Annotated in this window: 10 protein-coding genes; 7 read left to right on the top strand and 3 right to left on the bottom strand. The window is 72.8% G+C overall.

The features are described 5' to 3' along the window. Positions 1-81 precede the first annotated feature (81 nt). A complete protein-coding gene (locus tag ACFWI4_RS19240; protein WP_387197497.1) occupies positions 82-3,741 on the bottom strand; it encodes a S8 family serine peptidase in 3,660 nt (1,219 codons plus the stop codon). Between the two features lie 341 nt (positions 3,742-4,082). On the opposite strand from ACFWI4_RS19240, the gene ACFWI4_RS19245 reads away from it, so the two are divergent. From ACFWI4_RS19245 to ACFWI4_RS19275, 7 genes are all read left to right on the top strand, one after another. After that, on the top strand, positions 4,083-5,120 hold the full coding sequence (locus ACFWI4_RS19245) for a rod shape-determining protein (protein ID WP_385397016.1): 1,038 nt from the start codon (positions 4,083-4,085) through the stop codon (positions 5,118-5,120). Between the two features lie 41 nt (positions 5,121-5,161). Continuing rightward, on the top strand, positions 5,162-6,739 hold the full coding sequence (locus ACFWI4_RS19250) for a GAF domain-containing protein (RefSeq protein ID WP_387197500.1): 1,578 nt from the start codon (positions 5,162-5,164) through the stop codon (positions 6,737-6,739). Between the two features lie 442 nt (positions 6,740-7,181). Beyond that, on the top strand, positions 7,182-7,418 hold the full coding sequence (locus ACFWI4_RS19255; protein ID WP_387197503.1) for a hypothetical protein: 237 nt from the start codon (positions 7,182-7,184) through the stop codon (positions 7,416-7,418). Positions 7,419-7,598: 180 nt separating this feature from the next. Next, positions 7,599-8,945 carry a GH25 family lysozyme gene (locus ACFWI4_RS19260; RefSeq protein WP_385397022.1) on the top strand — a complete coding sequence of 449 codons (1,347 nt, stop codon included), beginning with the start codon at positions 7,599-7,601 and terminating at the stop codon, positions 8,943-8,945. Between the two features lie 38 nt (positions 8,946-8,983). After that, a complete protein-coding gene (locus ACFWI4_RS19265) occupies positions 8,984-9,370 on the top strand; it encodes a hypothetical protein (RefSeq protein ID WP_387197506.1) in 387 nt (128 codons plus the stop codon). A 25-nt stretch (positions 9,371-9,395) separates the two neighbouring features. Then, a complete protein-coding gene (locus tag ACFWI4_RS19270; protein WP_387197509.1) occupies positions 9,396-9,818 on the top strand; it encodes a hypothetical protein in 423 nt (140 codons plus the stop codon). A gap of 107 nt (positions 9,819-9,925) precedes the next feature. Further along, the gene (locus tag ACFWI4_RS19275) at positions 9,926-10,720 is read left to right on the top strand and encodes a D-Ala-D-Ala carboxypeptidase family metallohydrolase (protein ID WP_385397028.1); all 795 of its coding nucleotides are present in this window, start codon (positions 9,926-9,928) and stop codon (positions 10,718-10,720) included. A 75-nt stretch (positions 10,721-10,795) separates the two neighbouring features. Here ACFWI4_RS19275 and ACFWI4_RS19280 read toward each other — a convergent pair whose 3' ends face one another. Both ACFWI4_RS19280 and ACFWI4_RS19285 read right to left on the bottom strand, forming a co-directional pair. Next, entirely contained in the window at positions 10,796-12,013 is a 1,218-nt protein-coding gene (locus tag ACFWI4_RS19280) for a helix-turn-helix domain-containing protein (protein WP_387197512.1), read from the bottom strand. Between the two features lie 256 nt (positions 12,014-12,269). Then, complete coding sequence (locus ACFWI4_RS19285; RefSeq protein ID WP_387197515.1) at positions 12,270-14,945, bottom strand: glycosyl hydrolase; 2,676 nt, start codon at positions 14,943-14,945, stop codon at positions 12,270-12,272. Between the last annotated feature and the right edge of the window lie 11 nt (positions 14,946-14,956).

The following is a 14,956-nucleotide window of genomic DNA, read 5'->3' on the forward strand; positions in this document are numbered from 1 at the left end:
ACCGCGGCGTCCGCGGCGGGCCGGAGGGGAGGGACCGGGTGGCGGGCTCCCGCCCCGGGCGGCCCGCCACCCGGCGACCGGTCACCGGACACCCACCGCCCGGATGATCTCCTGACCGACCGAACCGCCCCGGTCGTCGTGGGCGGAGGCCCGCAGCGACACGAACGCGGTGCCGCGGGGCACGTTCAGCGTGCCGCTCCAGCGCGCCCCGCCCCCGCCGGTCAGCGGTACCGCCTTCCAGGTCTTCCCGTCGTCGTACGACGCCTCCAGGCCGCCGCCGGAGATGCGGCCGGTGTCCGGCGCGCCCTTGACGTACTCGGCGTACACGCTGACCGGGACCTTGCCGCCGCGCACGTCGCCGGCGAGGTCGGTGTCGATGTCGTAGCCGAGGTTGAGGAGCGGGAGGAAGGTCCAGCGGTCGTCGGGGGTGGCCGCCGAGCGGACGGTCCACTCGGTGTGGCCCCTGGTGGAGAGCTTCCAGCGCTCGGGGTCGAGGGTCGTGTCCGTGACGACCTTGTAGGTGTGCTCGTCGGCGGGCGCGTCCCAGTCGTAGCCGGCGGAGCCCTGGCGCCGTCCGAGCAGCACGCCGTCCCGGTAGACCTCGGTGAACTGGGTCATCCCGCTGTCGTCGCTCCACACGTCGCCGAAGCCGGTGTGGTCGGGCCCGGAGTCGCCCCAGCCGGGGGTGTTGAACTGGACGACGTCGCCCGCGCGTTGCTGGCCCCAGCCGAGTCCGGTGCCGAGCCAGGGGTGCCAGACGGGCTTGAACCAGTTCAGGACCCGGTGGGTGCCGCCCTTGTAGGCGACCAGGCCGCTGCGCTCCTCCAGCGTGCCCGTCCCGGCGTACGCGGACTCCGACCAGGTCTGTCCGGTGCCGGTGGAGACGTAGTCGGTGCGCTCGGCCGGGTAGTCGATCCGCTCCTGGAAGCCGAGCCCGATCGGGAAGGGGTCGGCGATCGAGTAGCGGAACTCGCTGCCGGAGACGGGCTTCGCCGCGTGGAACCTGGCGTCCAGCACGGCCAGTTCACCGCGGCTGGGCTCGTAGGTGAGGCTGCGGTCCGGGACGGCTCCCCGGTAGCCGTGCGAAAGGTCGTACACGTAGGGCGAGTTGCGGGTGCCGGTCATGTCGACGGTCCGCCGTGCTCGCAGCCGTGCCGCGTCCGCCGCGTCGACCGTGGCGACCTGGAGCGGCCGGTCCTCGTAGGCGTCCGTGCCGAACCATGCGTTGAGACGGCCCGCCGTGTCGTCGGTGACGAACAGGGCCTTGGCGCCCGCGTCCTGGGCCGCCTGGGCGAGCGCGGCGGGATCGGCTCCGTCCGCGAGCCGGGCCAGGACGGCCTTGCCGCGCACCCCGGTGAACGGTCCGCTTCCGACGTCGACCAGTGGCAGCCTGCTGCGGCCCTCGGTCAGGCTGGTGCCGGGCTGGACGAGGGCGTCCTTGACGCCGGCGACCTCGAGGAGCGGCTTACCGAGCCGCCACACGGTCCGGTAGTCGAAGGTGCCCTCGGTGACCTTCCCGGTCGGGGCGGCGAAGACGCTGTCGTACTTCACGGGCACCTGGACGGCGCCGAACAGGTCCGCACCGCCGCCCGCGCGGTCGTACTCCATGATCAGCTGCCGGGTCTCGGCACGCCGGCCGACCTTCGCGCTTATCTCTCTCAGCGTCCGTGCGTCCAGGGTGACTTCACGGTCCCGGTCGAGTGCGATCTGGGGTGCGGCGAGGAAGCCGAGGCCGAGCGAGTCGGCTCCGTGGCTGCCGCGCACGTCGAGGAACGAGGTGAGGCTGTACGTGCCGGGCCGCAGGCGCAGCTTCAGCGTGCCGGAGTCGCCGACGGACACCGGGTAGGCGTCGGTGTCCTTCACGAGCTGCTGGACGGCGAGGTCCGCGGCGGCCGGTGCGCCGTCCCGGTCCTTCACATGGACGGTGAGCGTGTACCGCTCCTCCTCCTTGACCAGCCCGAACGCGGTGTGCGCGACCGGGGTTCCGTCCACCGAGGCCACGATCCGGCCCGAGGTCTGGCCCACGGGCGCCTTCGAGGCGTCGCCGGTGAGCGTGGTGGACGCGGTGCCGTGCGCGGGCACCGTGAGCGTGGTGTCGGCGAGGGTGGCGACACCCTCGCCGGCCCCCTCCGCGGCGAGGCTCAACCGCACCGCCGCGTCGGAGGAGTTGGTGTAGGTGAGCGTCCTGGTGACGGGCTTGTCGTCCTCGTACGGCCAGCCGTGGAAGCCGAGGTCGGCGCTGCCCGTGGCGGTGACCTTCGCGTCGACCGCGTCCGGGACGCTCACCCGGCCGGCGCCCAACTGGTAGGCGGAGGCGTCGAGTTCCTTGGACGTGGACATCAGCGCGTCCTTGAGCTGCGCTCCGGTCCAGTCCGGGTGCTCCTGGGCGAGCAGCGCGGCCACGCCCGCGACGTGCGGTGTCGCCATCGACGTACCGCTCATGGAGGTGTAGTAGCCGCTGCCGTCCACGAGTTGGGAGCGGGCGGCGAGGATGTCGACGCCGGGCGCGGAGAGGTCGGGCTTGAGCGCGTTGTCGCCGTAGCGCGGTCCCGCGCTGGTGAAGTACGCGGCCTGGTCGGCGGAGTCCACCGCGCCGACGGTCAGCGCGGAGTCGGCGGCGCCGGGCGAGCCGATGGAGGAGGGGGCGCCGGTGTTGCCGGCGGCTATGACGAAGAGGGCGCCGGTCTCCTTGGAGAGGGTGTCGACGGCGGCGGCCATGGGGTCGGTACCGTCGCTGGGCTCGGTCGAGCCGAGGCTCATCGAGATCACCCTGGCGTGGACGTCCCGCGCGGCCCACTCCATGCCCGCGATGATCTGCGACTCGCTGCCCGAACCCTGGTCGCTGAGGACCTTTCCGACGGCGAGCGTGGCCTCGGGTGCCACGCCCTTCTCCTTGCCGTCGGAGGCGGCGCCGGTGCCGCCCACGGTGGAGGTGACGTGCGTGCCGTGCCCGTTGCGGTCGGCGACCTCCTCGCCGTCGATGAAGCTCCTGGTCTGCGAGACCCGGCCCGCCAGGTCGGGGTGGCTCGTGTCGACGCCGGTGTCGAGCACGGCGACGGTCACGCCCTTGCCGGTGAGCCCCGCCTCCCAGGCCTTCAGCGTGCCGATCTGCGCGTTGCTCTCGGCCATGTCGGCCTTGACGCGCCCGTCGAGCCAGACCTTGCCGATCCCCGCCGTCCCGGTCAGCTGACGGGTCATCGCCTTCCAGAACGTCCGGCCCTTGTCCGCGTCGAGCGCGGCGCCGCGGATGCTCGGCAGGGACCGGGTGCGTTCGGCGCCTCCCGGGACGGCCGCGCGGGCCTTCGGGTCGTAGGTCACGATCAGCGGCAGCTCACCGGTCTGCCGGTCGGTCAGTCCCTGGCGTATCAGCTCGCTCACGTCGAACAGCCGCCGGTCGAGGGTGCCGGCCCGCAGATAGGGCAGCGCCTCGTCCGGTACGACGGTGACGCTGCCGTCGGCGACCTGGGTGCGCACGGCCCCGGTGGCTCCCCGGGGACGTACGACGGACACGGTCTTCTTCCCGCCGCCGACGTCGGTGACGGTCACCTTGTCACCGGTCACCAGGGTGACGGTGGACGCGGTGGACGCGGCCCCCGCCCGAGCCGGGACGGAGGCGGTGGCCGCCGGGGACGGGCCGGCGGTGGACCCGGTGTCCGCGCCCGCCCGTGCCGTGGGCAGCACGGCGAGCACGAGCCCGGCGGACAGCAGCGCCGCCGGTCGTCTCAGTGGTCCTCTGGTCATTCATGGCCTCTCTTCGTCGGCCGTGCGCGTGACGGGCAGGGGTGGCGCCCGGTGCTTGCGAAGAGAGTCTCGGCGGCCCGTGCCGCCGGAAGGCCGACGCGACCTGGCGGGAAGGCGCCCTGGCGGCTTCCCGCCAGGACATGCCGGTACGAGCGGCAGAAACCGGGCCGCCTCCAACTGCCCCGCCCGCCCCGGTCCTGGCTCCCGCCGCCCCCGCCACCCGTCCGGCGGAACCTCGCCCGGCCGCCCAAAAGGGGCGGCCTCCGGGTCACGCGCGCAGGATGTTCAGAGAGGACCGCCGCCCGGCGGAGCCCACGGTCTGCGCCTCGGGAGGACCTGCCATGACCGCCAGTCTGGAGCAGTTGCGCCGCTGTCACTTCGCCGTCGACCTGGGCGCGTCGAGGACCCGGGTGTGGGTGCGGGGCGCGGGCCTGGTCGTCGACCAGCCGAGCGTCGCGGCCATCAACACGAAGACGGGCGCGCTGATCGCGGTCGGGGAGTTCGCGGAGCGGATGACGGGCCGCACCCCCGACTACATCCGGGTGGTGCGCCCGGTGTCGGGCGGCACGGTCGTCGACATCGACATGGCGCAGCGGATGCTGCGCAACCTGCTGGGCGACAAGGTGCGGCGCACGCTGCGCCGCAAGCCCCGGCTGCGGGCCGCGGCCTGCACCCCGCACGACGCGGACCCGCTGGCCCAGCGCGCCACGATCGAGACGCTGGTGGGTCTCGGGGCGCGGCGGGTCGAGCTCGTCGACACCCTGATCGCGGCGGCGGTCGGCTGCGGACTGCCCGTCGAGCGGCCCGAGGCCACCATGATCATGGTCTGCGGCGCGGCCGCGACCCAGCTCGCCGTGCTGTCGCTCGGCTCCATCGTGACCGCCGAGCGGATCCCGGTCGGGGGTGAGGCGGTCGACCACGCGATCGTGCAGCACCTGCGTCACCAGCACGAGCTGATGCTGCCGAGCCAGGCCGTACGGCCGCTGCAACTGGCCCTCTCCGGGAACGGGCTGAGCCCGGACGGACCGGCCCTGACCGAGATCCACGGGCGGGACGTGGCGACCGGTCTCGCCCGCTCGGTGAAGGTGGACACCGCCGCCGTGCGCATGGCGATCGCGACGCCGCTCACCGCCGTCCTCGACGGTGTCGGCAAGGTGCTGCGGTCCTGCCCGCCCGATCTGGTGGCCGACGTCGCCGACCGCGGGATCATGATGGTCGGCGGCAGCGCGCTGCTCCCCGGGCTCGACCAGATGCTCCGCCAGGCGACCGGGGTGCCCGTCCACATCGCCGAGCGGCCCGATGTGTGCGCCGTCCAGGGCCTCGGTTACATGCTGGAGGGCAAGATCGAGCCGCTGATCCTGAACCCGCTGGCCGGCTGACGGGCCGGCGGCCCGGCGAACCCCGCGTCCGGGGTCCCCGTATGACCGATCCCGTGCCCGGGCTCCCACCGCTCCTGGAGGCGGTGCTCAGCGTCGGCACCGAACTCGAACTGCGGGCGACCCTCCAGCGGATCGTGGACGCGGCCGCCGAGCTGACCGGGGCCCGGTACGCGGCGCTGGGCATGCGGGACCCGGGGCGGGACGGGCTGGTGCACATCCGCACGGCACGCCCGTCCTCCCCGGCGGACGGCCCTCGTCCCGGGAAGGAGCCGAGGCCTCCGGGGCCCACCGGCTCCCCCGGCTCCCCCGGCTCCCCCGGCTCCCCCGGCGCACGGGAACCCGGTGGTCCTCCCGAGGCGGACATCTGTCTGGACGTTCCCATCCGGGTCGACGACGAGGTGTTCGGCAATCTCTGTCTCGCGGACAAGTCCACGGGTCCGGTGACCGGTGAGGACGAGCAGCTGGTGCGTCTGCTCGCCACCCAGGCCGGGATCGCGATCGCCAACGCCCGGCTGTACGAGACGGCACGGCAGCGGGAGCGCTGGATCGAGGGCGCCGCCGCCGTCACCACCGCCCTGCTCGGCGGCGGGACCGGCGCGGACGCGCTGACGACGGTCGCCGAACGCGCCAGGATCCTCGCGGGTGCCTCCGCGGGAATCATCCTCACGCCCACGGACGAGGGCGGCATGGAGGTCGTGGTCGCCTCCACCCCGGACGACCCCACCGGTCTCGTGGGCACGGCCATCGCGCCCGGCAGTCCCGTCGTGGAACAACTCCTCGGCGGGGAGCCGTTGTTCATCGAGGACTCGGCGACCGACCCGAGACTGACGAGCCCGGTGCGGTCCCGGTTCGGGCCCAGCATGATGCTGCCGCTCCGGGCCGAGGGCCGGCTCGTGGGGACCCTGGCCCTGCCGCGCGGGCGGGGCGACCGCCCGTACACGCGGACCGAACGCCTGCTGGCCCTCCAGTTCGCCTCGCAGGCCGCGCTGGCCCTGGTCCTCGCCGCCGCCCGGCACCGACGTGAACTCCTCGCGGTGTACGAGGACCGCGACCGCATCGCCCGCGACCTGCACGATCTGGTCGTACAGCGCCTCTTCGCGACCGGCATGATGCTGGAGTCGGCACAGCGCAGGAACGCGGCGCACGGGAACGGCGACGACGACGCCGACGGCGAGATCGCGGAGGTGTCGGCGACCCTCGGCCGGGCGGTCGACGAACTGGAGGCCACGGTCCAGGAGGTGCGCACCGCGATCTTCGCGCTCCAGCAGCCGCCGGCCGACGCGCCGACCACCTTCCGCGGCAGGGTGCTGCGCGAGACGGCGGGCGCGGCGGCGGTCCTGGGCTTCCAGCCGTCCACCCGGTTCACCGGCCCGGTGGAGAACCGGATCGGCGAGCCCGTGGCCGGCCGGCTGCTCGCGGCGCTGCGGCGTGCGCTGGCCGCGGCCTCGCGGCGCCCGGGGGTGTCACGGATCGAGGTCGCCGTGGACGTGACGGTGCCCCTGCGGGACGGGCGCCCCGGCGTCCGGCTGACCGTCCACGACGACGGCCGCCGTGCGGACCCGGCCGGCCAGGACCCCGGCGACGACGGCACGGACGTCCTCTGGCAGTCACCGCTCTAGCGGTCACTGAGGGCTGCCGGGCGTACGGGTGGGCCGTGCCGCAGCGCGTACGGACGGGTTGTGCCGCAGCGCGTACGGACCGGCCGTGGCGCAGCGCGTACGGACGAGCCGTGCCGCCGCGCGTGCGGACGGGTCGTGGCGCCGCGCGTGCGGACGACGGGTCAGTACGGCAGCACGCGCCCCGACGGCGTCCTGCGGTCGATCGGCATCTCGCGCGGAGCGGCGGGCCGACGGTTGACGCGAATCCGGATCTGACGGTTCATGACCCCTCCTCATGACTGATGAGACCGGCGTCCTCGTCGACGCGCATAGACGCATGGTGCCCACGGATGCGCCTCTCCTACCCTCCGAGCAGCATGTTCCGCCGCCGGCCCGGGCACGGGGGCAACGCGCCCGGTCGCGGTCCCTGCCTCCCGGGTCCGCCCGTGGTCACCTGGGACGCATGAACAGCACACACGAAACGCGCGTCGCGCAGTGGTGGGAAGCCCTGGACCCCTCGGCGCGCAAGGCCCTCCTCGATCTCCGGCTGGTCGAGGGCGACCGGCTGCCCGAGGAGTTCGTACGGGGGCTCGCGGAGCACGGCATCCACCCCGTCCAGTGGGAGGAGCCGGAAGCCGGGCACCTCGTGCCCGGGGAGCTGGTGGCCTTCCTCGCCGGGAAGCGGGACGCGGGCACCTGAGCGTCCCGGCACCGTCCTCATGTCCCAAGTCCGTCCCAGAGGTGAGGTGTTCGCACAGGTCAGGAGCCTGGGACCGTCCCGGCGTCCCGAGGCGGACCAGGAGGCTCCGCCGGGGTACGGGCGCTGCCAGCATGGCGGCGGCCGGGAGTTCCCGGCGACTGACCAGAGGGGGAACACCAGATGGGAACAAGGACGCTTCTGCGGGGTCTGACCCTCGCCGTGGCAGCGGTCCTGCCCCTGTACGGGCCCGTGTCGGCGCAGGCGACGGGGGCCGCGGCCGCCGCGGTCGCCGTCTGCGGGCACACGAGCGCGCAGCCCACGCTGCAACAGGGGTCGACGGGGGACGCCACGGTCGAGGCGCAGTGCGAGCTCGACCTGGCGACGAAGCCGAGCCGGTACACGCCGATCGCGGCCGACGGCTCGTTCGGATCGGGGACGGAGGCCCGGGTCAAGGACTTCCAGCGCTGCGCCGGGCTGAGCGTGGACGGCGTGCTCGGCCCGAACACCTGGGCCGCGCTGAACACCTGGGCCGCCCAGCCGCACACCTGCGCGACCCAGGGCACCGCGGACACGGCGCAGGCGACCGTGTGCGGCCACACCGACACCCGCCCGACCCTGAAGCAGGGGGCGAAGGGTGACGAGGTCAAGGAGGTCCAGTGCCGGCTGAACCTGGCCATGGAGCCGTTCCACTATCCGCCGCTGACCATCGACGGCGACTTCGGGGGCGGCACGGCGGACCGGGTCGTCGAGCTCCAGCACTGCGCCAACCTCAGCGCCGACGGCACGGTCGGCCCGAACACCTGGGCCAAGCTCGTGGACTGGTCCAGCCGTAACGCGTACTGCACCCCGCCCCACCCGGCCGGCCACCCGATCGACGGGCTGGACACGGCCAAGTACCAGCACCCGGGCGGCGCTCCGATCGACTGGAAGGCCGTGCGCGCCTCGGGCGCCGAGTTCGCGACGGTCAAGGCCACCCGGGGTCTGAACGTCACCGACGAGTACCTCGCCACCGACCTCGAGGGGGCCAGGGCGGCGGGGCTGGCCGTGGCCCCGTACCACTTCTACACGGGGACGGCGGCCGACACGGGTGCCGCGCAGGCCGACCGGTTCATCGCCGCCGTGAAGGCGACCGGCTACACCGGGAAGCGGGCCGGCGACCTGCCTCCGATCCTCGACCTGGAGCGCATGGACGACGGCAGCGGACGCTGTCCCACGTACGGCACGGTGGCCGACACCAAGGCCTGGCTCGACAAGGTGGAGTCCGCCTTCGGCCGGGTCCCGATGATCTACACTCAGAAGTCCTTCCTGGACGACTGCATGGCGTCGACCACCGCCTTCGCGCGGTATCCGCTCCAGCTCGCGGACTACCGCCAGTCGATCACCCAGCCGCCGGTGCCGAACGGCTCGTCGACCTGGACGATGTGGCAGTACACCGACGCCGCTGTCTTCCCGGGCCTGCGCGCTCCGGCCACCGGGGACGTGTTCAACGGCACCCAGGCCGATCTGGACCGGCTGGCGAACCGGTGATCCCGGCCCTCGCCGGCGCCGCACCCGGGAGGACCCCGGTGACCGCCCGGTTCGCCCGCGCGTCGCTCGTCGCCCTGCTCGTCGCCCTCGGCACCGCCGCACCGGCGCACGCGTCGGCCGCCACGGCCACCGCCACCAGCTGCTACGGCGGCGCGGTCACGGTGCACTACGGGGAGGTGCTCGACTTCGGCCCGTACGTGACCACGAGCCGCTGCACCGACATCAACATGCGCATGACCGGGGGCGACGCCGCGTTCGTCTGGGCCTGCGTGAAGTTCGAGAAGACCGGCGTCTGCAACTACTGGACCAAGGTCGGCCGGAGCTGGACGACCATCGCCACCGACGTCCTGAACGGCACCCGGTTCACGGTGCCCAACGGCGTCGACCTCGAAGGCAGTTCCGCCACCCTCCAGATCGCCTTCTGACCCCCCTCACCGAACGGAGACCACCATGACCCGAAGCAGGGCGTTCGCCTCGGTTCTGTTCACCGCGGCCGCGCTGCTGGGCGTGGGTGTCGCGCCCGCCTCCGCGCACACCTCGGCCGCCGCCGCGACCAGCTGCTACGGCGGCGAGAAGACGCTGACGTACCACTACCAGACGGCCGCCAAGGAGTACGGGACGTACACCACGTCCTCGCGGTGCAGCGACATCAACATCCGGCTCGACTCGGGCACGCCGGAGGGGTGGTACCTGGATGCCTGCGTGGTGTTCGTCGACCACACCACCAAGTGCAACAACGACGACGCGTACACCACCCACGGCACCGAGTGGGGCACCGTCGCCACCGACGTCAAGGACGGCACCCACTTCATCCTGCGGATCCACGCCTACGACCAGGACGCGCGTGACGTGACGTTCCACCTCGCCTACTGAGCCTCGCCCGCACGTCTCGCACCACCGCATCAATGCACCACGGCTCCACCGCACCACCGCACCACCGCACCACCGCACCGACTTTCCGACGTTCCGAAAGGACGACGATGACTTCCTTCTTCCGTTCCGCCGACAGCCGCTCCGCCGGCATCCGCTCGCTGGGCAGCCGCTCCCTCGACCGCCGCAGCATGCTGCGCGGCACGCTGGCCGTCGGTGCCGGCGTCGCGTTCGGCCCGCTGCTCCTCTCCGGTGTCGCGCAGGCCTACTCGTGGTCGCGCACCCTGAAGCAGGGCGACAGCGGCGCCGACGTGCTGGAACTCCAGATCCGCGTCTCGGGCTGGGCCGCCGACAGCGCCAGCCAGACCCGGGTCGGCCTCGACAGCGACTTCGGCCCCGGCACGGCCGCGGCCGTGAAGCGGTTCCAGACCGCTTACGGTCTCGACAACGACGGGATCGTCGGTCCCAACACGCAGGCCAAGCTCAACGCGCTGGAGCAGTCGGACGGTTCCACGCTCCACTTCAACTGGAGCGAGTTCGTCGACCAGTCGAACGGCACCTTCGAAGGCGGCAAGCTGAGCGTGGCGCTCACGAAGGAGAACGCGCGGCGCTGCATGTACAAGCTGGAGGCGCTGCGCAAGAAGCTGGGCGACAAGCCGATCACGGTCAACTCCGGCTTCCGCAGCATCGCGCACAACGCGGACATAGGCGGGGCCAGCGACAGCATGCACCTCTACGGCACCGCGGCCGACCTCGACGTCCCGGGCGTGGCCACCAAGACCGTCTACCAGAAGGCGGAGACCTGCGGGTTCTCCGGTCTGGAGCGGTACACCGTCGACCACCAGCACGTCGACAGCCGGGCCGACCTCAACCGCGACTGGTGGTGGGAGAGCGGCACGGTCTGACACCGTCCCGGGTGACCACGGGGGGGGCCGAAGGCTCCGGGTACCGCGGCGGCGGTGTCCGGGGCCTTCCGGGCTTCAGCCCTTCGGCTCGTCCTTGCGCGCCGCCTCGCAGGAGGGCCAGTCGTGGAAGTCGTGCCGGGCGCTCCACAGCCGGTGGGCCGCCTGGATGTTCCACTCCGGGTCGAACGCCCGCAGCGGTGTGCCGCCGAGCTCGCGCAGGCGGACGTCGGAGATCTGGAACACACCCCAGTTGCGGCTGCCGTTGGTGTTGGGAAGCACCCACAGCGGGTCGAGGAAGGAGGCGCAGCGGGCGATGGCGACGGCGGTGCGGGGATCCTCGCGGAACACCTCGCGGATCCGCCTGGCCACCCGGTCCGGCGACCAGGTCGCCATACTCACCTTCCGGGCGTAGAGCGCCTTCTTGGTGGGTTCGTCGACCACGTTGCTGGCCGGCATGCCCGCCAGCACCTGGAACGCGGTCAGCCGACGCAGGGTCTCGGGCCCGAAGTCCCCGTCGACGGCGAGTCTGCCCTTGGCCCGCACCAGCAGGGTCTGGACCTCGCGCACGCACTCGTCGTGCTGGCCCATGCTGACGGTCCTGCACGCGGAGGAGTACAGCAGCCCGTCGTCGGCCGAGGGCGTGTCCTCGGCGGGTATCCACACGAAGCCGGCCACGAGTCCCGTGACGGCCACGACGGCGGCGGCCAGCACCGCGAACCGGGAGGACACCTTCTGGGGCATCTGGGGCAGCCGGAACCGGCCGGCCCGGGCGGGGGCGTTCTCCGGCGGGAGGGTGGGCTCCGGAAGGGGACCGGCCTGCCCGGGCACTTCGGGGGCGCCCGGCTCCGACAGCGGATCCGCGGCCCGATCCGTCCCCGGTTCCGGCAGCGGTTCCTTGCCCGTCCGGGCTTCTTTGCCCGTTCGAGCTTCCTCGTCCGCCCGCGGTTCCCGGTCCGCCCGGGCTTCCTCGTCCGCCTGCGGTTCCGGATCCGGTTCCCGCGGCGGCTCGTCCCCGGTGGCGGCCGGGGCGGCGGCCGGCGCGTCACGGTCGGTGTCCGCGAGCGCCCACAGCCGGTGGAGTTCACGGAGCTCCTCCGGACTGGCGCCGCAGACCTTCCCGAAGGAGTGCACCACCCGGTAGTCCGCCGGGACGCTGAGGCCCGAGCAATAGCGGTGCAGACTGGAGCCGCTGACTCCCGCCTCCTTGCCGAGGCGGTCATAGCCCCTGCCGCTGCGGTCCTTCAGCATCCGAAGGCAGGCGGCGAACTTCTCGGTATGCGAAGGCGCAGCCACGTCTCCACCCTTGCTCAAGCCTCTACTGACGGGTAGAAGCTACACCGCCGAAACCTGTGTCCGCCCTTTGAGTCGCGGAATGGGACGGTCAACTCTCCTGTGAATGACGGCATTTGAGAAACCGTCCGACTGCGGACCGGTCGGAACGGCACCGGAACGGCAATGGAGCGGCACCGAAAACGTCACAGGAAACGTCACGAGAAACGTCACAGGGGTGACCCCGGGAGGCCCGGGATCACCCCTGTCGTCCGCCAGGTCAGCGGAGGTCGCGCACCTTGACCGTGTAGATGCCGCGGCCGTGGGTGGCCGCGTACAGCGTCCTGCCGTCCGGGCCGAGCTTCAGCTGGAGCACGGCGACGGCCGGGAGGTTCCCGACCCGCCGCCAGTCCGTGCGGCCCGGCGCGCGGTAGACGACACCGAGGTCGGTGGCGACGGCGAGGCCGCCGCCCGGGGTGACGACCGCGGAGTCGGCCGGCACGTCGGGGAGGTTCTTCGAGATGTCCTTCCAGGTGGTGCCGCCGTCCCTGGACTCGAAGACGTGGCCGACGCCGGCGCCCGGCCCCTCGGTCCAGTGCCGGGAGAAGCCGTTGACCGCGAGATAGACGTGGTCGGCGTTCCCGGGGTCGACGGCGAAGCCGCTGAGGTAGCGGTTGGGCACGGTGCCGTCCGCGCCGGTGGCCGGGAGGCTGATGTCGTGCCAGCCGGTGCCGTCCGCGTTGCCCACGGAGATGCCGCGGGCGAAGCCCTGGTTGTTGCAGGGGCCGCACCAGGCCGCGTACACCTTGCCGCCCGAGGCCGCGACGGCGGTCGCGGTGCGGCCGGCGCCGAGGTCGTACACGCTGGTCCACTCGGAGCCGCTGCGGATGGCGTAGCCGTGGGTCTGCACCCAGATGTGGCGGCCGCCCGCGACCCAGGTGGAGCTGTTCTTCGCGTCGGCCGTGATCGGGGCGATGAAGCGGGCCTCACCGGTGGCGTTGTCGGCGGGAGCGACGTTGTACGACGTGACCTTGCCCGGGTCGGTCACCCAGCTCCCGTCGTTCACGGCGCAGTTCTGGGTCACCTGGATCGCGAGGTAGACGTACTCCTCGGCGATGTTGCAGCCGTCGGCCGGGTCGGTGAGGGTGTCGCCGCCGTCGCCGCCGAAGTCGGAGCCCATCACCGTGTCGTCGCCGCGCAGGACGGACTGGCCGTTGTCCTGGAGGCCGCCGGTGACGGAGACCCCGCCGTGGGTCAGGTCCTTGCCGATGCCCACCGAGTAGTACTGGAGGGTGTCGATGGTGCCGTCGTTGAGGGAGGTCCAGTCGGTGGCGTGGCCGGAGGCGTCCTGGGAGCCGTCGAGCGGCCGCCTGTAGGCGCCGCCGTCGTTGCCGACGTAGACGAAGCTCTTGCCGTGGTAGCGGCCGATCGCGACCCCGTGCTGGTCGGAGTGGGTGGTCGGGTTGCAGTCGCCGGTCTGCTTGGCCGGGTCGATGCTCCAGCAGGAGAAGCCGAAGTTCCAGTACGGGCCGACGGTGGACCAGGTGCCGCCGCCGTCCTTGGTCTCGTAGACCTCCTCCAGGCCCGCGTACACGTGCTTCGCGTTCGCCGGGTCGACGGCCAGGAACTGGTTGTACCAGGCCTGCACACCGGGCATGTAGCCGCTGGAGGTCAGCGCCGAACCGTCGGCGGCCAGGCCCTGGTAGTCGGCGATCTTCGTCCACGGTCCGCGCGGGGAGCCGGACTTGGAGACGTAGATGCCCTCCAGGCCGCTGTCCGGGTTGGTGTTCAGCTGCTCCGGCGACTGGTCGACGGCGTAGTAGCGCGAGCCGTCGGCGGAGCGGGCGAAGGTGACGTTGCCGACGTTGTCGGGGTCGGCCGGCAGGTCGCCCAGGCCACTGGTGATCCGCGTCCAGGCACCGTTCACCCTGGTGTAGAAGCCGTTGTAGTCGTCACCGCTGCGCCAGCCGACCGCGAGGACGACCTTGGAGGGGTCCTTCGGGTCGATCGCGATGTCGTTGGCGATGTTCTTGTACGCGGCCGAGGCGTCGTTCGCGAGGGAACCGCCCGGCAGATAGTCGGGGTTGGGCGCGAACTCCAGCTTCCAGGGCCCGCCGAGCTTCTTCGTGGAGTGGCTCCACACGCCCTCGCTGGTCGCCGCCCACACCGTGCCGCCGCCGAAGCGCAGCTCGTGGATGGTGGTCGACTCCAGTTCGTCGCCGCCGACCCGGCCGCGCGCGGAGAACGTGCCGTGCCGCGGGTCGGACAGGACGTAGACGCCGCTGCCGAGGTAGGCGTCCGCGTTGGTCGTCGCCTCACCGGTGCCCAGCCACAGCCGTCCGCTGCCGTCGAGCGCGAGGGCGCCGGTGGACTGCGAGGACAGGCCGTCGCTGATCGGCCGCCAGTGGCCGCCGCCGGTGCGCGAGCGCCAGACACCGCCGCCGGCGCTGCCCGCGTACACGTATCCGTCGTCGTCGGCGGCCATCGCGGCCATCCGGCCGGTCACCCGGCCCGAGCCGCCGCTGGAGTTGGAGTCGTAGTCGCGGTAGCGCGGATCGTCGGAGTCGTACGGGAGGTCAGTGATGTCGTGCCAGTCACCGCCCGTGGCCCGCAGACCCGTCAGACCGCTCCAGGCGGCTCCGTACGCGCCCGGCGCGACGACGCCGGGCGAGGTGCGGGCCTCGGCGTACTGGTCGGCGCCCTCGGCGATCTCGTCGGCCTCGTTGCCGTCGTCGCCCCCGTCGTCCTCGGCCTTCGCCTTCGCCTTCGCGGTCGCCCTAGGGGTCACGGCCCCAGCCGGGTGGGCGCGTTCGGCGGCGAGCCGGGCGAGGGCGCGGGCACCGAAGGGGGTGCCGCCGGGGCCTGACGCCGCGCCTGCGGGTATCGCGACGAGCGCGGCGGACGCGGTGATGGCGCAGATCGTGAGCCATCGTCTCTTGCGGGTTGGTGCCGACACCAGGACCTCCC

It is taken from the genome of Streptomyces sp. NPDC127038, assembly GCF_042725875.1.
Classification (GTDB): Bacteria; Actinomycetota; Actinomycetes; order Streptomycetales; family Streptomycetaceae; genus Streptomyces.